Below are 25,201 nucleotides of genomic sequence, written 5' to 3' on the forward strand. Positions count from 1 at the left end.
TCATGTCGGTACTGGTGACCCGCCCCGGTCAACCGGGAGAAGCACTCTGCCGTCAACTTCAGGCCGTTGGTATCCAAACGGTCCATCATCCTTTAATGGATTTTCATGCCGGTTCGGAACTGGAACAACTTCCGGGTCGGCTAGAACAGTGTGATCTGGTGATCGCGGTTAGCCAACAAGCTGTCCTTTATAGTCAGGAATATCTCACCCAACATGGCTTCTCATGGCCGTCTGACATTCGATATCTTGCCATCGGTCAAAAAACCGCACAGCTTCTAAGTAATTTTACCCAACAAACGGTAAACTACCCTGCGATAAGCGATAGCGAAAATTTTCTCTCTCTCCCGGAGCTTAGTGCGCCTGTTGGATTACGTGTTGAAATCCTGAGAGGTAATGGCGGCCGAGATTTAATCGCCCGACAATTAACGTCTCAGGGAGCGGTAGTCAATTATTGCGAAGTTTATCAGCGAGACATGCTCCCTTTTAATGCCCGGGTTGCTGTTTCCGAATGGCAAAGAGCAGCGATAGATTGCGTCATCATCACCAGTGAGCAACAACTCCGGTTTTTCGTCACGCAGATCGCTGAACACAATATGCCATGGTTATTAAATCAAACATTTTATGTCCCCAGTGAACGGGTTGCACATGATGCACAGTCGCTGGGAATCAAGCATACCATTGCTGTGGGTAGTGCCAGCAATTCAGACTTAGTGGCCGCAATTCTGGCCGAGAAGAATGACAGGAATCATGAATGACTGATACAAAAAAAGCCGTTACCCCAACCTCAGAAGATAAGCAAAAATCAGCCACATCTTCTTCCGCACCCGCATCTAAGCCTGAAGCAACAGCGCCTTCTGGTGCTAAATCAAAACAAAAAACGCCCGCCTCGGGTGCAAGGCTCAGTAAAATCGCCATTGTACTGACCTTACTCACCGGTGGCGGAATTGCCGCTTACGTTCAGCACACCATGCACGGCTATCAGCAACAAATTACACAACTTCAGCAGCAACTGAGTCAATCTGTGAGTCAGGTTGAAACACAAGTGACGCAGCTCAATCAAGACGTCGATAAAAAAACAGCGACGGTCATCAATCAGGTTGATACACATTTGGATCAACAACAAAAAAGTATTGATAGCCTGCAACGAGCGCTTGCTGATATTAAAGGTCGTCGTCCGAATGACTGGCTGTTAGCTGAATCTGATTATCTGGTCAAACTGGCCGGTCGGAAACTATTCCTCGAGCACGATGTACTGACTGCGACGCATCTGATGGAAAGTGCCGATGAACGAATCGCAGCACTCAATGATCCGAGTCTGGTCTCTCTGCGTCAGGCTATGGCCAATGACATCACCACACTGAAGTCGCTCCCTTTGATCGATAAAGATGGTCTGGTTCTGCGTCTCACCAGTCTGGAGCAGCTCATCGATAAACTGCCGCTAGCCAACGCCATTCTTCCTGATGCCCCCCAAGAACAAAAACCACAAGTCAGCGAAGACATCAGCCATTGGCAAGATAATCTGCTCACATCACTGAAGAATTTCTCTGAACAGTTCATCACGTTCAGAACCCGGGATGGCAACGTCATTCCGTTACTGTCTCCGGAACAAGATTTTTACCTGAGAGAGAACCTGAAAGCCAAAATCGAAACAGCAATCAGAGCAATCTACGACGAAAATCAGGACATTTATACAACAGCTTTAACCACAGCAAATCAATGGTCGGTCTCGTTCTTGAATCCTGATAATGCTCAGGTCAAACAGTTTAACCAAGCCACTCAATCCCTGAGTCAGAAGAAAATTACCATTCAATATCCGATAAAACTGGCATCCCAACAACCACTCACTGATCTGATTCATGAGCGTTTGCGTAAACAAGTTTCCGGTTTAATGAAGGAGGAAGAGTAATGATTCGAGCTATTTTTCTCTTTGCCGTCCTCGGTATCGGATTATATGTCGGCACCCAATATTCCGGTCAACAAGGATACGTTCTGATTTCAATTGCTAACAAAACCATTGAGATGAGCGTCACCACGTTGATCCTGCTCGTCATTGCTTTACTGGCAGTCCTGTTCGGCATCGAGTTTTTGATCAAAAAGGCACTGCATATCAGTAGCACCACTTGGAACTGGTTTGGTGCACGAAAACTGAAACAGTCTCGTCGGGATACCAACGAAGGCATCGTGAAACTCATTGAGGGAGACTGGAAACAGGCCGAAAAGAAAGTCACCCGACTGGCAAAAAATCACGATATGCCACTCTTGTGTTATCTCATTGCCTCTGAAGCAGCACTCGAACAAGGCAACCAAGAAAAACGGGATCACTACCTGTCTCTTGCTGCGAAACAAGAGAATTCAACGCTCGCTGTCGAACTCACCAAGGCAAGACAGTTCACCAAAGAGCAGCGTTATCAGGATGCGCTCAACGTGTTGAGTGACGTTGCTATCCAACATCCGGATAACCCAGTGGTCGTCAGCCTGCTGAAGACAACATATCACCACCTCAATCAATGGCAGCCACTACTTGGTCTGATGCCACAACTCAGAAAGCTCAAACTGGCCGGAGAAGAGGAAATCATCCGTCTGGAAATCGAATCCCGCAGCCATCTCATGGAACAAGCCGCAGCGATCCGAGGGAAAGAGACACTGACTGAATACTGGAAAGATCTGCCCAAGCGCCTGAAAAACACACCGGAACTCATGGTGTGCTATGTGCAGTTACTTCTGAAACATCAAGGCGATGAAGAAGCATTTTCGCTCCTGAAAGAACATATCAAGAAACATCCAAACTCAAACAGTTATCCACTACTGCCTGAAATCAATCTCGAAAGTCGCCAGCCGATAATCAAACTGCTACAAAATGTGATTCGGAAAGATGAGCAACATGCCGAAGCGCACAGCGCATTAGGGCAGCTTTATTTTCAGGAGAAAAAGTTACCCTTGGCACAAGGGCATCTGGAAAAAGCACTACAAATCAGAAACAGCATCTCAGACTATCAACTGCTTGCCCAAGTTCTGGAACAACAAGATATGTCTCAGGCTGCCCATAATGTCAGCAAAAAAGCGCTATCACTCATTGAGCCAACCGCTTAGCCATATTGGCAGTTTTAGCGAAACCAATAACAAAAAAGCCAGCGGCTGTTCTGCTGGCTTTTTTGTACTGTGATATCAGCTGTACTTGGGGTATCAGCACCGAGAGCAGTGTGACGCAGACACCACCGTAACACGACATGAAATCATATCACCCGGGAAAACTGCTGCTGTCTTGCTCTTTCTCGCAGATAACGGTCAAAGCACATACAGATATTACGAATCAACAGACGACCTTTAGGCGTTACCGTTAACTGTTTATCACTGACTAAAACCAATCCATCAGTAATGAAATGTTCCAGTAGTGCTAAGTCCGACTGGAAATAGCGATCAAAATCGAGCTGATGAGTGCGCTCGATCTGAGCTTTATCGAGAGCAAAGTTACACATCAGTTGCTTAATTACGTCCCGGCGGGCCAGATCATCTTTATCCAACGCGACCCCTTTCCATAATGCATGACGCTGATGTTCCACTTGCTGATAGTACTTCTTCAATTCTTTCTGATTCTGGGCATAAGCATCACCGACCATCGAGATTGCTGACACCCCAAAACCAATCAGATCGCAGTCACCATACGTGGTATATCCCTGAAAATTACGATGGAGACAACCTTCTCTCTGCGCAATCGCAAGATCATCTTCAGGCAATGCAAAATGATCCATGCCGATAAACTGATAGCCCGCATCCGTCAACGTACCAATGGTCATCTGCAAAATGTCCATTTTCTCTTGCGCTGTCGGCAGAAAATCTTCTTTAATCTTCCGCTGTGCAGCAAACAATTGCGGCATATGCGCGTAATTGAAAATAGATAACCGGCCCGGTTTTATTTCCAGCACCCGGTTTAACGTCCGTGCAAATGAATTCGGTGTTTGCTTAGGCAAACCATAAATCAGGTCAAGGTTGGTCGAACGGAACCCCAATTCCCGGGCACGTTCTGCCAAAGCGAAGATGAACGTCTCATCCTGAATCCGATTGATGAGTAGCTGAACTTCTTTATTGAAATCCTGAACCCCGATACTTAAGCGGTTAAAACCTTCTTGATAAAGATGGTCCAAGATATCCAGTTCTATCTCGCGTGGATCGACTTCAATACTGATTTCAGCCTCAGGCTCAAAATCAAACTCCTGCCTGATCAGTGTCATCAAACGCGTGATTTGGGGAGCGGTCAGAAATGTCGGTGTACCACCACCGAAATGAAGCTGAACCACACGACGACCAGCTAACAACGAGGCACGCTGACGAATCTCAAGCTCCAGCATATCCAAATACTCATCCGCTTTATGAGAATGACGCGTGACGACCTTATTACAACCACAGTAGTAACAAAGCTTATGGCAAAAAGGGATATGGACATAGAGAGAAAGCGGACGCTCCGGATACTGGGCACAAGCCATATCAAAGTCCGCAATCGTAAATGCTTCATGGAATTCGACGGCTGTCGGATAGGAGGTATAGCGAGGTCCGGAGTAATTATATTTATCCAACATTGCCTGATCCCAGACAACCTGCTGACGAGATACCTGCTGAAACATATTTATCTTTCCGAATGGGGCGATGAATCCCTATTTTGCCACACTGCGATACTGACAACTCGGGCAGCAAAATAGAAATCCATGATTATTGTGTGAAAGTGCTACAGAGATCACCGAATGAACTGCTGTAAGACCAGAGATTTAAACCATCTGAACCTGAATCTGTTGATTCAATGGCTGAATCATATCCTTCAGCGTGGTCAGCTCTCGGACAATATCATCTTCCAGCCGACTTTCAGCCTTCATCCGTTCAAGATTTTGCTGCATCCTTTCTTTTTTAGGCATCTCTTGTCGCGCCTCGCCACGAGGCATATCTTTAACAATATGATAAAGCTCTGAAATTGCTGGGAATTGTTTGTCAAAATCAATGCGTTGTTCACCCTGAACGTAGTCCATGATGCAATAAACACGAATACTGATTTCCGACAGATCACATTGACCTTGAATCCCGACCATACAGAGTGTGTTTACATTCTCGAAGATATTTGCATTTCTCTTCTCAATCGCCAGCTCACGATGCTTGGCAACCAATGCTTTCTGCTGCTTTAATTTCACCAGCAGATACCCGGCATAAATCGCCAAACCGACGACAATCAGACACCCAACAATCACGAGTACAGTCAGATTCATATGTCACTCCTATTACTGAAAATCATCCGAATTCAATCCGGTAAATTTCTCCAGAAGTTCGTCATCTGATGCGCTTCTTGGCTTTGATTTCACCGCCGGAGACTCAGAGGATACCTCTTCATCACTCTCTTCATCAAATAGCCCAAGCTGTTTCATCAGTTGTTCAATTCGATTGAGCTTTTCATCAACATACTGCTGCAAGCCTGCACCCAGCTTCTCTCCCTGATCTAACCGAGCAAGCAAAGCATGAAGCTGCACATCATTTTCGAGCAAAGCCAGCTCTTGTTCTGCTTGGTTTTGCCGTTTCTCAGCGATGACTTTTGGCTGCGTTTCTACGACCAGCGGAATTTTTTTCTTACTCCCCAAACGAGGATCCTGCGCTTGCGAAGAATTCAATCGACGTGTATTGCCGGATTCTTCTGAATGGCGGCTGCCGGTTTTCAAGCCTTTTCTCTTTTTCAGCTTCTTGCGCAAACGCCCTTCTATATCTGCCTGAGAACGCTGACGAACGACAACGACATCTGTATTCCCAGATGATCTTACTTTCTTGTTACGGCTCATTACTGGCTCTTCCTCAGTAAAATTACATCACTACCGATAAATTCAATTTCGAGAGCATCTCGTTCTGCTAGAAAACAAAAAGTCTCTCGGCTAAAAAAGCTTACATGGGTGAGATCATTCTTATAATGCCACCGTGTAAACGCGTCCAAATTTTTGACTAATTTGGTCATAATTCCGATATATCCTCCCGGCTTTACCAATGTCAGCCACTGCTGCCACACTTGGCCCGGAGAATATAAGTGTTCAATCACTTCTGTTGCGGTAATAAAATCATAGCTTGATTCTAACACCGTCTTCTGTGGGAAATAAAAGACATCGTATACAGCCATCCGAAACCCTTGCTCTTCCATCATTAAAGAGAGCGTCGGTCCGGGGCCGCATCCAAAATCTAACCCATGAGCATTCGGGGCAATCCGCGCCGCTAAAGGCACAGTCAGGCGAGACAAAAATCGCCGATATCCCGTATCAGATGGATGGTTCTCATGCAGATCATAGATGGATTTTTCTGATTCTGCATCCAGACGGAATGCAGGCGCGACACTCACCAAATAGCATTGGTGGCATTGCCAATAGTCGCGATGTTTATCCCGATGATAAACCCCCAGCGATTCAGCACCGCATAGTGGACATGAGATCATATGGACTCCTTGTTACGGGATGCGCAACATACCAGAAACTCACCCGATAGTGGAGTATTTAAGCTTATTTTTTCTTCAGCGGATAACTGATTCAGCAGATAGACACGATGATTTTCTGTTTGACCAAAAGAGAGAGATAAAAAAAGCGACAGAATGATCTGTCGCTTTCTAAACAGTCACCGTAGTGACGGAAACTATCTGGCACATAGCGATGCGCACAATATTCCTTTTGTTGTTCGTGCTTTCCTTGCAAAAACATTGTTGTTCGTCATCAATCCTGATGAATTTTCACTATCCCTGAAAACATCATTGTAACGAAGCACTTCCGTGGCTTGGTTCCATTACATCCCCATTCCATAGGGCCAAGCAGACCATCCTTATCAGACAAACATCCTGTTTGTCAGTCACCTCAGCATGAGCGATTCATCCTTAAAGCGACGCAATAACTTTACCCTTTCCCCCGCCAGACACAACCCATCAAAAAATGATTCTGATCACATTCCATCGGCAATATTAAAAATAATAATAAAATCATAAAATTAAAATCATTCTCAGTGTAATCATCAGCTTATCTATAGCAGATCTCGCACAATCTATATAGAAAAAAAGGAACACCCCGAGCCAAAGGCAGTCAGTGCCCATCAAACCAATCACTCGCGACATCATCACGCACAAACTTGCGCCCATTGCGCTGTGATAATGTTCCAGATTCTGATAGGAGTCGTGTATAATCGCCAGTCCCATGAATCGGGGGAGCGTTTCGCAGAGACCATCGTTAAGGTTATGGCTGTGATACCATTGCATTCCGGCACATGATTCATCAACAGCAGACAGTTACCATGGAGTCTACCTTGAGTGTAAAAATCCACTATCAAAATACGCATTTTATTACCAGTGCCCCAGATATCCGCCACTTGCCGGAAGATGAAGGCATCGAGATCGCGTTTGCCGGACGCTCCAATGCAGGAAAATCCAGTGCTTTAAATCGCTTAGCCAATCAAAAAAGCTTAGCTAAAACCAGTAAGACCCCGGGACGAACTCAGTTAATCAACCTTTTCCAAGTCACTGATGGTTGCCATATTGTCGATCTGCCGGGATATGGATTTGCTCAGGTTCCACCGGAACTCAAGAAGAAATGGCAAAAAGCACTCGGAGAGTATCTGCAAGCACGTCAGTGTTTAAAAGGACTGGTGGTTTTGATGGATATTCGCCATCCCATGAAAGATTTAGACCAACAACTGATCTATTGGGCTGTGGAAAGCAATATTCCGGTCCAGGTCCTGCTGACGAAAGCCGACAAACTCAAAAGTGGTGCCAGAAAAGCACAGGTGCTGAAAATTCGCGAAGCATCTATGGCATTTTGTGGTGATGTCAGTGTTGATGCATTTTCCTCAACTTCAGGACTGGGCGTGGATGTTCTGCGCCAAAAACTTGATAGCTGGTATGCACCGGCATTTGCCCCTCAGGATGAACAAGACAGTGACGCGAACAGCGAGTCTGATTGATAACTCCGGTGCCCGAAACTCCGGAAGAGATAGCGAAACCATCACGCTTTTCTTCCGGACATAAAAAACCCCGCCTTCCTGGCAGGGTAATGGGAGAGATAATGAACTTCTTCTAATTGTTTTGTTTTTGTGCCCTTACAGCATCGTTGAATTTATCTGATTTTTCAATCCTTCCACACCCATACCCGATTGCCCCCAAAACCAGTCTAACATTTTGATATACAATACTATTAACTAAAATTTAACACTTTGTTTCTTTAATGAAATAACTATTTTGTGACGGGTAATTAATTACAGAATCGTTACATTCATTCATTGGAGAATGTTGATGTACCAGAAGAAAAACTAAGATTTTTATCAATGATTTGTAGAATAGACGTCGCAACGTAACGACTGAATGCGGATGGGGATTCGAATTTTATTGATGAATAACATATGTTTAACACAATAAAAAACGCCCCAGTCAAAAACTGACTGGGGCGGCTGAAACAGCCTAATCCAATAACGTGAAACAAAAGGTCTGAAAGATAGAACATCTTACCTCTGTACCCTACGTCATTAAATGTACAATAAACTGATGAAAAAGAAAACCCATTTTGTAGTTTTTTTTCACTCATATTAAATCAGACAACATAAGAAACTGATATTTTGTTACTTTTTTTATGTAAAAAAAAAGCTGACACTTGTGCGCCAGCTCATAAAAATTAGACTATATTGGCCAAAAAAGCCGATTAATGGGCTTGTTCCCAACTATCACCCCGTCCAACCTCTGCAACTAAAGGCACACGAAGTGTTGCTGCGGATTCCATGAGTTTTTGTATTTTACTTTCAATTTCGGTCAGAGATGACTCTTGGATTTCAAAAACCAGCTCATCGTGCACCTGCATCAACAATCGGACTCTCCCCTGACCTTCTTGCTCGATCCATGCATCCACTAATAACATCGCTTTTTTGATGATATCAGCGGCAGTTCCCTGCATCGGTGCATTGATCGCAGCACGTTCCGCAGCTTTTCTCCGCATGCCATTACCGGAGCGAATTTCCGGTAAATGTAAGCGACGGCCAAATAGGGTTTCTACATATCCCTGCTCGCTTGCTTGCGCACGCGTATCTTCCATGTACTGCATCACACCGGGATAACGCTCGAAGTATCTCTCCATATACGATTGCGCTTCGCTCCGAGGAATACCAAGCTGTTTCGCCAAACCAAATGCACTCATGCCATAGATCAAACCAAAGTTGACGGCTTTGGCACGGCGACGCTGTTCGCTGGAGACCTGATCAAGTGAAGTCCCTAAAATTTCAGCCGCTGTAGCGGCATGAATATCTTTTCCTTGCTGGAAGGCATCTAACAAAGACTGATCACCTGACAGATGTGCCATGATTCTCAACTCAATCTGAGAATAGTCGATCGCGACAATCTTCCAACCGGGTTCAGTGACAAATGCCTGACGAATCCGCCGTCCTTCTTCATTCCGTACCGGAATATTCTGTAAATTCGGATCGGTTGATGACAGCCGTCCGGTTGCGGTCACCGCTTGATGATAAGAGGTATGTACGCGCCCAGTCACCGGATTAATCATTTTGGGTAACTTATCGGTGTAAGTCGATTTCAGTTTCGCCAGACCACGATGCTCCAGAATCACTTTCGGCAACGGATAATCGAGAGCCAGCTCCTGTAAAACTTCTTCATTGGTTGATGGCGTTCCGGAAGGTGTTTTTTTCACGACCGGCAGCCCCATTTTTTCAAAGAAAATACGTTGTAGCTGCTTTGGAGAACTCAAATTAAATGACTCTCCGGCAATTTCAAATGCCTTGCTCTCCAATGCCTCTAGCCGCTGAGCAATTTCCTGAGACTGAACATTCAACCGCATATCATCGATATGGACACCTGTTCTCTCCATCCTTGACAGCACGGGAACCAATGGCACTTCAATCTCTTGATAGACGCGCAACAGTGCTTCATTCTGCGCCAAGTTATCCATCAGGCGGTGGTGCAACCGGAGCGTGACATCCGCATCTTCTGCTGCGTAAACGCCCGCTTGTTCCAGATCGATTTGGTTAAATGTCAGCTGATTTTTACCTTTGCCGGCAATTTGCTCGAATGAAATACAACTATGTTGCAGAAAACGGAGCGCCAGACTATCCATATCATGCCGTCCGCCCACACTGTCATATACGTAAGAAGCCAGCATGGTATCATGCTCAATCCCACGTAATTCAATGTCATAACGAGCCAAGATACTCATATCAAACTTCAGGTTCTGTCCGACTTTATGGCTGTGTTCATCTTCCAGAATCGGCTTAAGTTGGGCCAATACCCAATCGCGATCCAACTGCTCCGGTGCATCCATATAATCATGCGCAACCGGCACATAGGCCGCTTCACCTTCATTGATTGCAAATGACACCCCAACGAGATTGGCTGTCATATAATCCAATCCATCCGTTTCGGTATCGAAAGCAAACAGAGATGCATTTTTTAGCTTGTCTAGCCAAGCCATAAAATCAGATTCACTCAAAACGGTCTGATACTGGCTGCGATCAATATTGACCGCTGAAGTATCCATTGTTACCGAAGCCGCATCAGATGCCTGATTTATTTCAGGGCTTCCCTCCGGGCTTTCAATCAGTTCATTCAGCCAAGATTTAAATGTCAGTTGCCCATACTGCTGAATCAGCGCTTCTCGATCCGCAGGACGCTTGACCAACGTATCCAGAGTATCTTCCAGCTCAACATCTAGTTTAATCGTCGCGAGTTGGTAAGAAAGCCATGCATTGTCTTTATTCTCTTCCAGCTTCTTCGCCATTGTTTTGGAACCCCGGAATCCCAAATCAGCAATTTTATCGAGATTCTGATAGAGCGCTTCCAGACCGCCGATTCCCTGAAGCAATGCAGTCGCTGTCTTTTCACCAACACCCGGCACGCCCGGAATGTTATCAACTTTATCGCCCATCAACGCCAGATAGTCGATGATGAGTTCCGGAGGTATCCCGAACTTCTCTATCACGCCTTCGCGATCCATCACGACATTCGTCATGGTGTTGATCAAGGTCACTTTATCATTCACCAATTGCGCCATATCTTTATCACCCGTGCTAATCAGCACCGGAACATCGGCATTGGTTGCTTGCATCGCGATCGTCCCGATCACATCGTCGGCTTCCACACCTTCGATCGCGATTAACGGTAACCCCATAGAACGGATAATCTTATGCAACGGTTCAATCTGACAACGTAATTCATCCGGCATTGGTGGGCGATTGGCTTTATATTCTGCGTACATCTCATCACGGAACGTTTTGCCTTTTGCATCAAACACAACGGCAATCCGCTCCGAAGGATACTGACGCATCATGCTACGGATCATATTAATGACACCATAAACGGCATTGGTGGGGATTTCACCATTACTCATGGTGCTTGGATAGGCATGGAATGCACGATAAAGATAAGAAGAACCGTCAATCAGAATGAGCGGGTTATCAGGAATATGGGCCATAGTTTTTTGGTATCCGGATGTGGAGGTCTCAACATTATCTGCTTAGAATGCCATGAGTTCCCTGAGGATTCCACGTTCTACCGAGTTTTTACCGAAATCCAAAACGACTGAAATCCACAGAAAAGATTTGATATTGTGGATAAGTCTGTTCATAGTTTTATTTCCACTCATATACAATCAGTAAAAACGACGAAAAACACACATATAACCACTTGATTTTAAATTATTAAATAAAAGATCTGTGTAAAAAAACATGATCTTTTTGGGATCAATCATTGTGGAAAAGTATATCGTTCTGTTAACAAAAACAATCTGACTAAAAAAGAAAAAGCGACACCCAAAGGATGTCGCCTAGCATAAGCAAGAAAGTGATACGTGTGACCAAATCGCTTTCTTATAAAGCTATAAATACACTGGAAGCAATGTGAGCAATGTCGTGTCAAAAAGAAGAGTGCAAGCCTGTAAACACCATCGCATCGAGTAGTCAAAATAAATCGAGCTACGTCTAGGCGCTGTGGTGAACTTCCTCATTCCCTAAGACGGTAGTAATAATAATTATTCTCATTTAAAAGATCAAGCATTAAATGAGAAAAAGTCTCATTTAGTTTTAGTTGTAAGCGTAACTGACTCATTAATAAAACAATAAAGGCTGACAACTGCCAGCCTTGGATAAATTTTTCACTCGATGAGATTACTGATATTAATGTCATTGATGTTTTTTCAGTGCGGCAACCCGCTCCGCTTGCTCTTCAGCAAGCCACTGCGCAACATCTTTCGCGAAATAGGTCAGAATGCCATCCGCACCTGCCCGTTTAAAGCAAAGTAACGATTCGATGACCGTCTCTTTCTCCTTCAACCAGCCATTCATGAAAGCAGCTTTATGCATCGCATATTCGCCGGAAACCTGATAAGCAAATGTCGGCACCTGCAACTCAGATTTCACCCGACGGACAACATCCAAATACGGCATCCCCGGTTTCACCATCACCATATCAGCACCTTCACCAACATCTAACGCCACTTCTTGTAAGGCTTCATCAGTATTCGCCGGATCCATCTGATAGGTTTTTTTATTACCGCCTTTCAGATTACTTGCTGAACCAATCGCATCACGAAAAGGACCATAATAACTCGATGCATATTTCGCCGAGTAAGCCATAATCTGCGTGTGAATGTACCCCGACTCTTCCAGCGCATCACGGATCAAGCCAATCCGGCCATCCATCATATCTGACGGTGCAACCACATCAGCACCGGCCTCAGCATGAGACAAAGCTTGTTTAATCAGCACTTCCGTTGTCACATCATTGATCACATATCCCTCTTCATCGATGATGCCATCCTGACCATGGGTGGTATATGGATCTAATGCGACATCGGTAATGACACCGATTTCAGGCACATGCTCTTTCAAAGAACGAACCGCCCGTTGAATCAAACCTTCAGGATTATAAGCCTCGGCTGCATCAATGCTTTTGGCATCCTGATTCACAGCAGGAAACAGTGCAATGGCTGGCACACCGAGACTCGCAAGATACTGCGCTTCTTCAAGAAGTACATCGATCGATAAACGATCCACACCCGGCATCGACTCAACCGGCTCACGGCGATCTTTGCCCATCAACACAAATATCGGATAAATCAGGTCACTGACTGATAGCTGATTTTCGGCAACCAAGCGACGGCTAAAATCATGTTTACGCACACGACGCATACGACGACCGGGAAACTGACCTACGATAGAAACTGACACATGTAACTCCTTCTCTGATGTGGGTTGCAAACAGCATCAAGCCTTGCCACAACACCTTGTACCTATCACGCACGATTCTGCTTATAAGCCGTTCTGAAAACGGAAAGCACCGATAAAAAGTACACGGCGACAAAGACCTGCTGCTCTCACAACACGAATATGACCTTCTCATCTGACAATACGATGGTTGAGAAGACGCAGTATTGTCACTGGAAGTGAGCTGAAATCATATCACTGTCCAACTGACACACCATGCCTATTGAGGTAAAAATTCAAAAAATGACCTCAAGGCGACGATCTTTTATAATGTCTCATTCAACCCATGACCGGAAAATACCATGATTGATACGCACGCCCATGTTTATGCCCGTGAATTTGACCATGACCGAGAAGATGTGATTCAACGAGCTCTGGCTCAAGGTGTCGATATGATCTGTATGCCGAATATCGATCTCGACTCTATCGAACCAATGCTGGCAACCGAGGCCGCCTATCCTGAAATATGTCGTTCAATGATGGGATTACATCCTTGCTACGTGGATCAAAATGTTCATCAGACACTGGATATCATTCATGCATGGTTTGATCAACATCAGTTCATTGCCGTCGGTGAAATTGGTATCGATCTATACTGGGACACGACCTATCAAGCACAACAAGAGGAAGCTTTTCTCACTCAACTGAACTGGGCGAAAGAGAAGCAGCTGCCGGTTGTGATTCACACCCGCAACTCAATGCAAGAAACCATTAAACTGCTCAGCCAGGCCCAAGACGGTTCTCTACAAGGGGTCTTTCACTGTTTTGGTGGCAGTGTTGAAGAAGCCAAAGCGATTCAGGATTTAGGCTTTCATCTTGGCTTAGGCGGTGTGACGACGTTTAAAAATGGCGGGATGGATCAAGTCGTTCCACATCTGGATATCCGGCAAATTATACTGGAAACAGACTGCCCTTATCTGGCCCCGGTACCTCACCGTGGAAAACGCAATGAACCGGCCTACACTCACCTTGTTGCCCAACGGATTGCGACCTTGAAAGAGATGTCGCTTGAAGATGTAGACAGACTGACCACGGATAATGCGCAGCAGTTATTTCGCCTGTCCTGAGATAACACAAAAGCATTGCCGAAGTATCATTGTATGCACATCGGTTGCAAGTCTTCGCTACGAATCCTGTTCCTCTTTTTCAGGGACTTTTTGGCTATAGAAACGGGCACAGAAAACGCCAATTTCAAACAACAGACAGATAGGAACAGCCAGCAGCGTCTGAGAAATAATATCCGGTGGCGTCAGCAACATCCCGACAACAAATGCGCCGACAATAATGTAAGGTCGTTTTTGCTGAAGTGCTTTTGGTGTTGTTGCCCCCGTCCAACAAAGCAGCATGATGGCCACCGGCACTTCAAAGGCAATCCCAAATGCTAAAAACAGCGCTAGGACAAAATCAAGATAGCTGGCAATGTCAGTCGCAAAAGCAACCCCTCCGAGAGAAATCGCCGTAAAGAAACCGAACACTAAAGGAAAAACCACAAAATAAGCGAATGCGACCCCACAATAAAATAAGACCGAACTCGACAATATCAGAGGCATTACCAGCTTGCGTTCATGTCGATACAGACCCGGAGCAACAAAGGCCCAGATTTGGTAAAGCAGATATGGAACCGTGATGAACAGCGCAACAATCAGTGTCAGCTTAAGCGGGGTAAAGAATGGTGAAGCAACGTCGGTGGCAATCATGGTCGCGCCTGCGGGTAACCTCTCAACCAGCGGCTGGGCAACAAACTCGTAAATATGATTGGCAAAATAGACCAAACCAAGAAATACAACGATAACGGCCACAATACAGCGCAGCAATCGATCACGTAATTCCAGTAAGTGACGAATTAAAGGTTGGGTTTGCTCAACAGACGACATATTGACTCCATATCACGTCAGGCACAGATGACGTCAGAAAAAACAAGCCGAAACAACACGCGTAATGCTGAATATACCGCCGCTGTTATCTCACAACCACGATACGACAACCATTATTTAGACGGTTTCTCTGTGCTTTCATCATGCGTTGAGGATTGCTCAACATCACGAATGGGGGGATCCATGGATTCATGCGACGGATGTAATTCAGGAAATGGATCGTTCGCTTTCATTTGCTCAGCTTGTTGGTGCTTGTCTTTGAGTTCCTGACTCTGCAACTCTTGAGACAGTTCATGCTGAACGTGACTGGCAACCTGTTTCACAGACGCAATAAATCGGGCGAGGCTTCGAATCGCATGGGGCAAACGCTCCGGCCCCAGAACAACCAGTGCGATCACCGAAATTAATACCAGCTCCCAAAAACCGATATCAAACATCGGGAGCTACTCTTTATCTTGATGGTTGTTCTGTGCAGAAGAAGCCGATTTCTGTGGTGTTTCATCTGGTTTTTCACGCTGCGTTTCAGCAGGATCTTCATCCATCGCTTTTCTAAAGCCTTTCACTGCACTACCCAGATCGCTACCCATGCTCCGCAATTTTTTTGTGCCAAACAGTAGCACCACAATAGCCGCAATAATCAGTAATTCCGTAACACCAATGCCACCCATATCACAATCCTTTTATGCTTCGTCAAATCGCTCAGCAGACATGTTTTACCGGCGGTAGAACATCCAACTGACTAACCAAGACATCCCGCCGATGACAGCGGTACTGATTGACAGATGAGGCTCTTGCCCATTCGCCAAAAAGACGGCTGAACAGATCAGTGCTGTTGCCCCAATCCCTAAGAAAAATTTTCCTCGGGCCTGATCCCGTTTCACCTGACGGTAATCCTGATACATCGCATTGACCCGCTGATTCATCACGCGCCCTTGCTTAAGACTTTCATAGACCAGTTCTGGCAACTCCGGTAGTTTTTCTACCCAAAATGGTGCCTTCTCACGGATAGAACGCAATACTGCACCCGGCCCAACCTGATCAAGCATCCAACGTTCCAAAAACGGCTTAGCCGTTTTCCATAGATCGAGTTGAGGGTATAACTGCCGCCCCAAACCTTCCACATAAAGTAACGTTTTTTGCAGTAAGACCAGTTGCGGCTGCACTTCCATATTAAAGCGACGGGCCGTATTAAATAAATTCAACAACACATGGCCAAATGAGATTTCACACAGCGGCTTGGCAAAAATGGGTTCACACACAACCCGAATCGCACTCTCGAATGCATCAATATCCGTATCATATGGTACCCAGCCGGATTCAACATGGAGTTCAGCAACACGCCGATAATCACGATTAAAAAATGCCAGGAAGTTTTCCGCCAGATAACGTTTATCTTCTTTGTTCAACGTTCCGACAATCCCGCAATCCAACCCAATCCATTGTGGATTCTCAGGGTGAGCTGGCTGAACAAACACATTGCCCGGATGCATGTCGGCATGGAAGAAACTGTCTCGGAAGACTTGTGTAAAGAAAACACTGACGCCACGTTCCGCCAGCAACTGCATGTTGGTACCATTTGCCTGTAGCGCATCAATATCCGAGACCTGAATCCCATAGATCCGCTCTGACACCATCACGGTTTCATTACTGTATTCCGAAATCACCTCTGGAATATAGAGCTCTTCACTGCCCTCAAAATTACGTCGCAACTGAATCGCATTCGCGGCTTCTCGTCGTAAGTCTAGTTCATCCCGCAACGTTTTCTCATATTCCAGAACGACTTCAACCGGCTTTAACCGTCGAGTTTCGGGGAGCGCTCTGGCAACAAGACGAGCCATTCGATGCATCAGTTTAATATCCGCGGCAATCACCGGCTGGATATCAGGACGAATCACTTTGAGCACCACCTCACGGCCGTTCGATTTCAATGTTGCGGTATGAACCTGTGCAATCGACGCAGAGGCCAGCGGTTCCACCGAAAAGTCATTGAACCAAGTCTCAACCGCACCACCCAACGCTTTCTCAATCTGTTGCTTCGCTAAGTGACCGTCAAACGGTGACACTTTATCCTGCAACAGTGCTAATTGATCTGCGATATGCGGGGGGAACAGGTCCCGACGGGTGGACATCATCTGACCAAACTTAATCCAGACCGGACCAAGCTCCTGAAGCGCCAGACGCAGACGCTCACCTAATGGTTTCTCTGGATAACGATTCCGCAGCCAGAAAAGTGCTTTTCTCGCGAGTAATGGCGCTCGGAGCAAGTGATGATCAGGGAGAAATTCATCAAGACCGTATTCCAGCTGTACCTTAATGATACGGTACAACCGCTTGATTTCTGTTGGTGTCATAGTTTCTCCGCCAGAGACTGAATCCGGCTTTCAAGCCGAGATAACTGACTGTGTACTTCATCCACTTGATCACAAAAATCAGCCACCGCGAGTGGTCCCGGAGCAATTTGCCACTCTTCCGTTAAAACCTGAGCAAGATGGGATTGGTGACGCTGATGTTGTGCTTGCAAAAAATGACTAAAATCTTTGGCGGCTTGCGTTACCGTATGGGCAACAACATCGCCACTCAGACGTGATAACCACTCTTCCCAGTCCGGTTTGCAGTCCGTCATCAGTTGAGAAAACTTCTGAGCCAGTTGGATATCACCTTCCAATATCAACTTATCCTGTTTGATCAGTTGCGTGATATTGGCCTGCTCCCGTAACTGCGGCAGCGTCGACAATGTCAAAGACAGATAACAATCCGGTGTCCCTTCATACTGCGCTAACACATCAACCTGCTGGCTGAAAACAAATGTCAGCGTTTGATTCAGCTCTTTGAGATGGACCTGAATCACATGACCTTTCAGGCGGGCAAGCTGACGAATCAGTACCGGATCATCCTGAATCAGTCGGTTCAGAATCGTTTCAATCGTTGCGGTCAGTAAAGGTGCGAATGGCATAGACACCGCCTTGTCAGAATTTATAACCACGGTGAAGCGCCACAATACCCGCGGTCAGATTGTAATAATTGACTTGCTCAAAACCAGCATCGACCATCATCTCTTTTAACGTTTCCTGATCCGGATGCATCCGGATCGATTCGGCAAGATAACGGTAACTGTCAGCATCGTTGGCAATGAGCTGCCCCATTTTCGGCAAAAGATGGAACGAATATGTATCGTAAATCTTAGATAACGGTTCAAATACTGGTTTCGAAAATTCCAGTACCAACAGACGCCCGCCGGGTTTCAGAACCCGAAACATCGAGCGTAATGCTTGATCTTTATCGGTAACATTGCGCAGGCAAAAGCTGATTGTAATGCAGTCAAAATAGTTATCGGGGAATGGCAGTTCTTCCGCATTCGCCTGAACATAGTGTACATTGCCGATAATACCGCTATCACGCAGCTTATCCCGACCGACACATAGCATTGAATTGTTGATATCCGCCAACACGACATGTCCAGTGTCACCGACCATCCGGGAAAACTTGGCCGTCAGGTCGCCAGTACCACCGCCCAGATCCAAAATTCGCTGTCCGGCTCGGACACCGCTGCAATCAATCGTAAATCGTTTCCACAATCGGTGAATTCCACCGGACATCAAGTCATTCATGATGTCGTACTTCGCTGCGACAGAATGAAAAACCTCTGCCACTTTATGCGCTTTCTCCGCTTTGGCGACGGTTTCAAAACCAAAATGAGTCGTTTCTTGATTTTCTGCCATTTTTTCAGATTGCACGCCTTTACCTACCTTGCATGATCGAATAGAAGCCACACATCACATTACCACATCATCCATAATGCTGAATAAACAGATGCTTGATAAACCAATGTGACTGATTGGTTGCGCTAGTTTACTGGATCCCCTGTCGGATGTCTTTCAGCAATCGGCAGATTTTGTGCCGATGTATGTGCTGTCGTTTTGTCCGTTCTCTTCCGGTAAACCGACTTCAGACGAACCGGCATCTGTCCCCTCTCTCTGCGACGCCTCAACCCACCGGGCAGCAATCGAACGTTTCACTTCAACGCCCAGTTGCTTAAAACTTTCCGCCTGTCGAATTGCGTTACCACGCCCGGTCGACAACTTATTCATGGCATTCTGATAACTCTGCCCGGCCTTATCGATGGCATGACCCAGCGTGTCCATATCATCAACAAATAAGCGTAATTTGTCGTAGAGTTTTCCGGCTTTCTCCGCAATATGTTGGGCATTTTGATTCTGGTACTCATTGCGCCATAAATTATCGACGGTTCGTAAAGCGACCAGTAATGTGGTTGGACTGACGATAATGATGTTTTGTTCCATGGCATCTTTGACCAAAGCAGGATCCGCCTGTATTGCCAATTGGAATGCCGGTTCAACCGGAATAAACATCAAGACATAATCGAGTGTCTGGATCCCTTGCAACTGCTGGTAATCTTTTTTACTCAGCCCTTTGATATGAGCGCGAATCGCAAGTAAGTGTTCACCAAGGGCTTTATCACGCTCAATGTCACTCTCGGCATGAAAATAACGTTCATAGGCGACCAGCGCCATTTTAGAATCGATCACCACCTGCTTCTCATTCGGCAGGTTGACGATCACATCCGGTTGATAACGCTTACCCGCTTCATTTTGCAAACTGACCTGCGTCTGATACTCGTGCCCTTCACGTAACCCTGACTCAGCCAGAACCCGTGCCAATACCACTTCTCCCCAGTTGCCTTGTTGTTTGTTATCGCCTTTAAGCGCTTGTGTCAGATTCAACGCTTCTTTTGCCATCTGTTCATTGAGACGTTGTAGATTTTTCAACTCATGAACCAGTGTATGGCGCTCCTTCGCTTCTTGGCTAAAGCTGTCATTGACCTGTTTTTTGAATCCCTCCAGTTGTAACTTCAACGGATTCAGCAATCCTTCCAGACTCTGTTTATTCTGCTGATCAACCTTCGCTGTTTTGACATCAAACAGCTGATTCGCCAACTGTTCAAACTGCTGCTTCAAGCGCTCTTCTGCACGTTCCAACAACTGTAACTTTTCTTGACTGGCAACCATCTGGGCTTGATGGCGCGCTTCCTGCTCACGCAGTTCCCCTTGCAGTTGCGCGTGCTGTTCCCGTAACTGCACCAGTTCGGCATTCAACTGTGTCCGCTCTTGCTGCAAGGTCGCCATTTGCCCCAGTTTTTCAGTGGCTGCCATATACTGCCCATGCAACTGTTTCAGCTCAGCCATTGCCAGATCATGGGCATCTTCTGATTCATGCAAATCAGCCTGAGTTTGTCGCAATTGTGTGGTGACCTGATCCAACACTTGTTCATGGAGTTGCTGTTGGCTCGCCAGTTGTTGCTGCAATTGACTCAATTGCAATTGCATTCTTTGCTTCATCCACCAGCCCGTGATGCCGGCAGAGCCGACAATACAGGCGGCAGACATCAACAGTAGGGATTGGTATTCAATAATCCATTGCATCATGGGGATCAATTCTGTTTCTCAGCATATAGAACTAAAAATGGTATTGCCGGACTGGATCAATGTCCAGTAGATTTGCGGTACAAACCGGTCAACCTAACCCCGGATGTCTGGCGGTGTGAGCTGAGCATATGCGGTTGTGACCGATTCCAGCGATTCATCGGGAACATGCACTACCTGCTGACATTGCTTGCACGTCGTGACGACAATGCCCATCACCATGCCGGTTTGCCCTAGCAAGTGCACGTTTCTCAACTGAGAGTGTAGTTCCACCGGACCACATAACGGACAGATCCCCCAAATATTTCCACCGGATTGCTTCTCCGTCATCCTCTTTTCCTTATCAACTTTTTTCTTGATCAACCATGCTGTTCAGCGGTTGCGAAGGCGCGAATTTTCGCCCGAAAACCTTACCTTGAGATCGCAGGCAATCCGAATCCCGTCACGTAGTCATGCGAGCAACATCTCACCAACTCATCATGTTGTAACACTTGGATTTATTGTTTATATGACACAAATAACATGGTTAACGAGAGCTTATGTTATGCTCAGGCCATCGAGTGGCGGATGGAAATCCATGGCTGATCCAAAATGAATAACAACCTGATCAATGAAAAACAAGCCTTGCTCTTCGGTCTGACAGCGGTCCTATTGTGGTCAACGGTCGCAACAGCATTTAAACTCACACTGGCACAGCTGACACCCATTCAGATGCTGGCTGTCGCTTGCGTCGTTTCCGTCATTTCATTACTGATGATTTGCGCCTATCAGCGTCAACTGGGGCAGATCCTGCCGACATTTGCTGCCAATCCCAAATATTTCATCATTTCCGGATTGATTAACCCGCTCTGTTATTATCTGATTCTGTTTCAGGCCTATCGCCTGCTTCCCGCCTCTCAGGCCCAATCGATCAACTATAGCTGGGCCATGACGTTAACCATCATGGCGGCTGTTTTTCTGAAACAAACGATCCGTAAGCAAGACTATCTGGCGGCGGCACTGTGTTATTTGGGGGTGTTAGTGATTGCGACCCGGGGCAATTTGCTGGCGCTGGATTTCGCGAGCCCTGTGGGTGTCGGGCTCGCCCTATTATCCACACTACTGTGGGCCGGTTACTGGATTCTCAATACCCGTAACACGGCAGATCCAGTCGTTAGCCTGCTATTAGGATTTCTCGTTGCTCTCCCTTGTACACTCATCCTGTCACGCTACGAAGGTGCCGACTGGTCTCATATCACAGCACAAGGCTGGCTCAGTGCTGTTTATGTTGGGTTATTTGAAATGGGTATCACCTTTTTCCTCTGGCTGAACGCACTGAAACGTACCCGTCACACTGCCAGAATCAGTAATCTGATTTTTATCTCTCCGTTTATTTCACTGCTGTTGTTAGCGGTAATCATTCAAGAGCAGATTCATCCGGCAACACTCATCGGACTGGTCTGTATTATCACCGGGCTGACGATTCAGCAATTCAAGCCAAACCGTACAAGCTCACCTCAAGAAACCAAACAATAGCTTCAGGGACTTTTCCTGAAGCTTGATTGCAAGATTAGGCAAGTGCGCTTAGGTAATTTGCTCCCGATAGCGTTTGGGGCTCACGCCCGACTTACGTTTGAACACCCGGGAAAAATAGAGGGGATCGGTATAGCCGACAATGCGACCGATTTGGTTCACCGAATAGTTGGTGGTGACCAGTAGCTGTTTGGCACGGCTGATACGCTGATCATCACGCCACTGCGTAATGGTCATCGACATCTCCTCACGGAACAAGTGCCCTAACCGCGACGGAGACAGGCAGATATGCGAGGCAACCATTTCCATGGTGAAATCCTGATTGAGGTTCTGCGTCATATAATTCATCGCCTCGATCACACGCGGATCGAGTGGTTTACTCACCACATCCGGTTGCAAACTCTTACAACGAATCAGCAGTTGTTCCAGCAGATTGATCGATAAATCACTCCGATAAGGTTCATCGGATTTGGCGGTATACTCGATATCAATGAATAAACGTTCCAGATGATGGATGGTGGTGTGGTCCAACCCTCGGGTGATATACACCCCGTGTTGCTCTTCCTGCCAGCTCAACCAATCATGCCAGAAGGCTCGGGGACGAAAATAAACCCAGCGATGAAACCAACACACACTGTCTGCCTTACGATGGTAATAGTGGGCTGCTGTCGGGGGAAACAGCAGTAAATCACCGGGGCCGACATCAATTGCCTGATCACCGGCAAAAAGTGTGCCCTCACCTTTACTCGTCAGGTTAATAATATACCCTTTCATACCATTGGGGCGGTCAATGGTAAAATCCAATTCGTCTCCTTCAATAATCGGCGTCAGCCCTGCAACCAAATGTGCATCGAAGTTATACCCTGGTTTGAGCGGATCGTCTTGCATCCTACATCCTATACTACTTTCCTGTAACGACCGAGTGTACGCTAACTCTCCGATTTCATACGATTTATGACTTCACAGTTTCGTATAAAACTTGTTACACCCTTTTATTCTCAAGTCGCTCTATGCTCGCAAAAATATGACGTAAAACTAAAACCATAAGCTATGACAAGAAAATCCATTGTGTGGCAGAAAATGCCTCTCTGAAATGTTGATTCCCGGATTCAACCAGATAGTCACTGGGTCGCTCATTATTCTGGCGCTGTAACTGATCTACCCGTCCCTTCATATCGGCCACGGATCGCGGTTCAGAACCATGCTCCGTCTGAATCGCCTGAATATTGTGTCGTATATCCAAACGGGTCGGCACACGGTTTCTTGCCATATATTCGATCACCAGTGCATCCGGCTGAAACGAGTACGTAATACCAAGTGAGAGGGTTTCTCCGAGCTGCACGTTACACCACTGCTCAATCCGGTCATCCTTGATCCGAAACCGCCAGTGAAAATCTTCAGTACTAACCACCTCATCATTGTTGATTAGCTCCAACTGACCACTAAAAAACAATTTACGGTGGGAGAATAACTGAAACGCCACCGGTGTATGTGACGCGATTTCCAATTGCCAGTGATCATGAGATAACAGTGCCCGATCCGACACCTGAAATTCATCCGGGTCTATCTTCACATAGGCTCCTTATGAGGTGCCTACCCAAGCAGGCACCGTCCGATTTTATATCTGACCATTCAGTCGATAGTACAAACTGTTATGTTTCAAATCCTGTTTATACTGACGTAAATGAGTCTGCTGATCGATCAGCGCCATTTCAATACCTGCAATCTCAGCATAATCTGCAAGCATATCGACGGAAACTGACTGGCTATAGACTGTGTGGTGAGCACCACCACCATAAATCCAAGCACTTGCAGCAATTTCAAGGCTTGGATGCGGTTCCCACAGCGCATGAGCAACCGGTAGATTCGGTAACCCTTGAGGCGGTGTGACAGCATCAACAGTATTCACCAACATCCGGAAGCGATCCCCTAAATCAATCACAGAAACATTCAGGGCCGGACCCGGTTTACCCGTGAAAATCATCCGGGCAATCGGGCAATCACACCCGATCGTATGCCGGTGAATTTCAATTTTTGGCCGTGCCGCAGCAATCGACGGACACACTTCCAGCATATGCGCACCCAGCACCTGACTCCGTTCGCTAAAGTTATAGGTGTAATCTTCCATAAAGGACGTTCCACCGGGCTTGCCTTGTCCCATCACTTTCATCATCCGAACCATGGCTGCGGTTTTCCAGTCGCCCTCACCACCATAACCGAACCCTTTTTCCATCAAGCGTTGTGTCGCCAAGCCCGGAAGGTTCGTCAAGCCAGTCAGATTTTCAAAGGTATTGGCAAATGCACGCGCACCGTGCTCAATCAAAAACTGCTCCATCCCCAGTTCAAGACGGGCTTCCTGTTGAAGGATTGCCAGTGAGTCCCGATCAGTAAGTAAGCCGGGGGCAATGTCATAAGTTGAAGCATATTCATCAATCAAAGCAGACACATCATTGTCAGCAACTGCATTAACCCGCTCGCTCAGATCACCCAAACCATAGGCATGAACTTCATAACCGAATTGAATCTGTGCTGAGACTTTATTACCTTCGGTCACTGCAACTTGGCGCATGTTGTCACCAAAACGGGCCACTTTGAGTTGCTGTGCTTCAGCAATACCAACCGCTGCGCGACACCAATCATCAATTTGACGATGCACCGCAACATCTTTCCAGTGTCCGGTAATCACTTTCCGGTTGAGATTTAACCGTGTCCCGATAAAACCAAATTCCCGACAACCATGTGCACTCTGATTGAGGTTCATAAAGTCCATATCAATCTCTTGCCACGGAAGTTCCGCATTAAACTGGGTGTGTAAATGCAAGAACGGTTTGTTGAGTTGGCTCAGGCCGGCAATCCACATTTTGGCGGGAGAGAACGTGTGCATCCATAACACCAGGCCGACACAGTCCGGATCATTATTTGCTCTGCGACACACTTCAAGAATTTCATCCGGTGTTTTCACCACTTCCTGCTCAACCACTGCAACAGAGATATCAGCCGCCGCATTCAGTCCGGCAACGATTTCATGGCTATCGGCAGCAACGCGCTGCAAGACCTTTGGTCCGTACAGATGCTGGGAACCTGTGACAAACCAGATCTGTTTCTTATCGAAAATTTTCATCGTGTATC

23 protein-coding genes are annotated in these 25,201 nt (G+C 46.4%); 6 read left to right on the top strand and 17 right to left on the bottom strand.

Annotated elements, in window-relative coordinates; translation table 11 throughout:
• Positions 1 to 2: 2 nt before the first annotated feature.
• From BSQ33_RS08205 to BSQ33_RS08215, 3 genes are read left to right on the top strand one after another with little or no spacing between them, the layout of a single operon-like run.
• Positions 3 to 755, top strand: a complete 753-nt coding sequence (locus tag BSQ33_RS08205; protein ID WP_088133831.1) for a uroporphyrinogen-III synthase — start codon at positions 3 to 5, stop codon at positions 753 to 755.
• Positions 752 to 1,906, top strand: a complete 1,155-nt coding sequence (locus BSQ33_RS08210; RefSeq protein ID WP_021021182.1) for a uroporphyrinogen-III C-methyltransferase — start codon at positions 752 to 754, stop codon at positions 1,904 to 1,906. Before BSQ33_RS08205 ends, BSQ33_RS08210 begins: the two co-directional genes overlap by 4 nt.
• Positions 1,906 to 3,090, top strand: coding sequence for a heme biosynthesis HemY N-terminal domain-containing protein (locus BSQ33_RS08215; RefSeq protein ID WP_088133832.1), 1,185 nt, complete (start codon positions 1,906 to 1,908; stop codon positions 3,088 to 3,090). The genes BSQ33_RS08210 and BSQ33_RS08215 overlap by 1 nt, the downstream gene beginning before the upstream one ends.
• Positions 3,091 to 3,233: 143 nt before the next feature.
• Here BSQ33_RS08215 and hemN read toward each other — a convergent pair whose 3' ends face one another.
• The 4 genes from hemN to BSQ33_RS08235 all read right to left on the bottom strand — a co-directional run bounded on the left by hemN (position 3,234) and on the right by BSQ33_RS08235 (position 6,448).
• On the bottom strand, positions 3,234 to 4,619 hold the full coding sequence (gene hemN, locus BSQ33_RS08220) for an oxygen-independent coproporphyrinogen III oxidase (protein WP_021021184.1): 1,386 nt from the start codon (positions 4,617 to 4,619) through the stop codon (positions 3,234 to 3,236).
• 141 nt (positions 4,620 to 4,760) lie between these two features.
• Positions 4,761 to 5,249: a DUF2489 domain-containing protein gene (locus BSQ33_RS08225; RefSeq protein WP_021021185.1), complete on the bottom strand. Its 489-nt coding sequence runs from the start codon at positions 5,247 to 5,249 to the stop codon at positions 4,761 to 4,763.
• A 12-nt stretch (positions 5,250 to 5,261) separates the two neighbouring features.
• The gene (gene yihI, locus BSQ33_RS08230) at positions 5,262 to 5,810 is read right to left on the bottom strand and encodes a Der GTPase-activating protein YihI (protein WP_088133833.1); all 549 of its coding nucleotides are present in this window, start codon (positions 5,808 to 5,810) and stop codon (positions 5,262 to 5,264) included.
• On the bottom strand, positions 5,810 to 6,448 hold the full coding sequence (locus BSQ33_RS08235; protein WP_088133834.1) for a class I SAM-dependent methyltransferase: 639 nt from the start codon (positions 6,446 to 6,448) through the stop codon (positions 5,810 to 5,812). Before BSQ33_RS08235 ends, yihI begins: the two co-directional genes overlap by 1 nt.
• 851 nt (positions 6,449 to 7,299) lie before the next feature.
• On the opposite strand from BSQ33_RS08235, the gene yihA reads away from it, so the two are divergent.
• Positions 7,300 to 7,953, top strand: a complete 654-nt coding sequence (yihA, locus tag BSQ33_RS08245; protein ID WP_027694312.1) for a ribosome biogenesis GTP-binding protein YihA/YsxC — start codon at positions 7,300 to 7,302, stop codon at positions 7,951 to 7,953.
• A 731-nt stretch (positions 7,954 to 8,684) separates the two neighbouring features.
• Here yihA and polA read toward each other — a convergent pair.
• Together polA and hemB are read right to left on the bottom strand one after the other, a co-directional pair.
• Positions 8,685 to 11,456 (bottom strand): DNA polymerase I, encoded by a 2,772-nt coding sequence (gene polA / locus BSQ33_RS08250; protein ID WP_021021192.1) that lies wholly within the window; start codon positions 11,454 to 11,456, stop codon positions 8,685 to 8,687.
• 706 nt (positions 11,457 to 12,162) lie between these two features.
• Complete coding sequence (gene hemB / locus BSQ33_RS08255; RefSeq protein WP_021021193.1) at positions 12,163 to 13,209, bottom strand: porphobilinogen synthase; 1,047 nt, start codon at positions 13,207 to 13,209, stop codon at positions 12,163 to 12,165.
• A gap of 338 nt (positions 13,210 to 13,547) precedes the next feature.
• Here hemB and BSQ33_RS08260 point away from each other — a divergent pair, with 338 nt between their 5' ends.
• Positions 13,548 to 14,312: a TatD family hydrolase gene (locus tag BSQ33_RS08260; protein WP_088133835.1), complete on the top strand. Its 765-nt coding sequence runs from the start codon at positions 13,548 to 13,550 to the stop codon at positions 14,310 to 14,312.
• A gap of 57 nt (positions 14,313 to 14,369) precedes the next feature.
• Here BSQ33_RS08260 and tatC read toward each other — a convergent pair whose 3' ends face one another.
• From tatC to BSQ33_RS08300, 8 genes are all read right to left on the bottom strand, one after another.
• Entirely contained in the window at positions 14,370 to 15,119 is a 750-nt protein-coding gene (gene tatC / locus BSQ33_RS08265) for a twin-arginine translocase subunit TatC (protein WP_021021195.1), read from the bottom strand.
• A gap of 113 nt (positions 15,120 to 15,232) precedes the next feature.
• Positions 15,233 to 15,556, bottom strand: coding sequence for a Sec-independent protein translocase protein TatB (gene tatB, locus BSQ33_RS08270; protein ID WP_021021196.1), 324 nt, complete (start codon positions 15,554 to 15,556; stop codon positions 15,233 to 15,235).
• Between the two features lie 6 nt (positions 15,557 to 15,562).
• Positions 15,563 to 15,787 carry a twin-arginine translocase TatA/TatE family subunit gene (tatA, locus tag BSQ33_RS08275; protein WP_021021197.1) on the bottom strand — a complete coding sequence of 75 codons (225 nt, stop codon included), beginning with the start codon at positions 15,785 to 15,787 and terminating at the stop codon, positions 15,563 to 15,565.
• 45 nt (positions 15,788 to 15,832) lie between these two features.
• On the bottom strand, positions 15,833 to 17,470 hold the full coding sequence (gene ubiB / locus BSQ33_RS08280) for a ubiquinone biosynthesis regulatory protein kinase UbiB (protein ID WP_021021198.1): 1,638 nt from the start codon (positions 17,468 to 17,470) through the stop codon (positions 15,833 to 15,835).
• Positions 17,467 to 18,072, bottom strand: coding sequence for a ubiquinone biosynthesis accessory factor UbiJ (locus BSQ33_RS08285; RefSeq protein ID WP_021021199.1), 606 nt, complete (start codon positions 18,070 to 18,072; stop codon positions 17,467 to 17,469). The genes ubiB and BSQ33_RS08285 overlap by 4 nt, the downstream gene beginning before the upstream one ends.
• A gap of 13 nt (positions 18,073 to 18,085) precedes the next feature.
• Complete coding sequence (gene ubiE / locus BSQ33_RS08290) at positions 18,086 to 18,838, bottom strand: bifunctional demethylmenaquinone methyltransferase/2-methoxy-6-polyprenyl-1,4-benzoquinol methylase UbiE (protein WP_088134557.1); 753 nt, start codon at positions 18,836 to 18,838, stop codon at positions 18,086 to 18,088.
• Positions 18,839 to 18,994: 156 nt separating this feature from the next.
• Positions 18,995 to 20,560 carry a DNA recombination protein RmuC gene (gene rmuC / locus BSQ33_RS08295; RefSeq protein ID WP_021021201.1) on the bottom strand — a complete coding sequence of 522 codons (1,566 nt, stop codon included), beginning with the start codon at positions 20,558 to 20,560 and terminating at the stop codon, positions 18,995 to 18,997.
• A gap of 96 nt (positions 20,561 to 20,656) precedes the next feature.
• Positions 20,657 to 20,890 carry a hypothetical protein gene (locus BSQ33_RS08300; RefSeq protein ID WP_088133836.1) on the bottom strand — a complete coding sequence of 78 codons (234 nt, stop codon included), beginning with the start codon at positions 20,888 to 20,890 and terminating at the stop codon, positions 20,657 to 20,659.
• 276 nt (positions 20,891 to 21,166) lie between these two features.
• On the opposite strand from BSQ33_RS08300, the gene BSQ33_RS08305 reads away from it, so the two are divergent.
• Entirely contained in the window at positions 21,167 to 22,075 is a 909-nt protein-coding gene (locus BSQ33_RS08305; RefSeq protein ID WP_027694313.1) for a DMT family transporter, read from the top strand.
• 48 nt (positions 22,076 to 22,123) lie between these two features.
• Here BSQ33_RS08305 and araC read toward each other — a convergent pair whose 3' ends face one another.
• The 3 genes from araC to araA form a co-directional block, all read right to left on the bottom strand.
• Complete coding sequence (araC, locus tag BSQ33_RS08310; RefSeq protein ID WP_021021204.1) at positions 22,124 to 22,960, bottom strand: arabinose operon transcriptional regulator AraC; 837 nt, start codon at positions 22,958 to 22,960, stop codon at positions 22,124 to 22,126.
• 160 nt (positions 22,961 to 23,120) lie between these two features.
• The gene (locus BSQ33_RS08315) at positions 23,121 to 23,645 is read right to left on the bottom strand and encodes a hypothetical protein (protein ID WP_232471912.1); all 525 of its coding nucleotides are present in this window, start codon (positions 23,643 to 23,645) and stop codon (positions 23,121 to 23,123) included.
• 45 nt (positions 23,646 to 23,690) lie between these two features.
• Positions 23,691 to 25,193, bottom strand: a complete 1,503-nt coding sequence (gene araA, locus BSQ33_RS08320) for an L-arabinose isomerase (RefSeq protein WP_021021206.1) — start codon at positions 25,191 to 25,193, stop codon at positions 23,691 to 23,693.
• Positions 25,194 to 25,201: the final 8 nt, after the last annotated feature.

The organism is Vibrio gazogenes (assembly GCF_002196515.1).
GTDB classification, from domain to species: domain Bacteria; phylum Pseudomonadota; class Gammaproteobacteria; order Enterobacterales; family Vibrionaceae; genus Vibrio; species Vibrio gazogenes_A.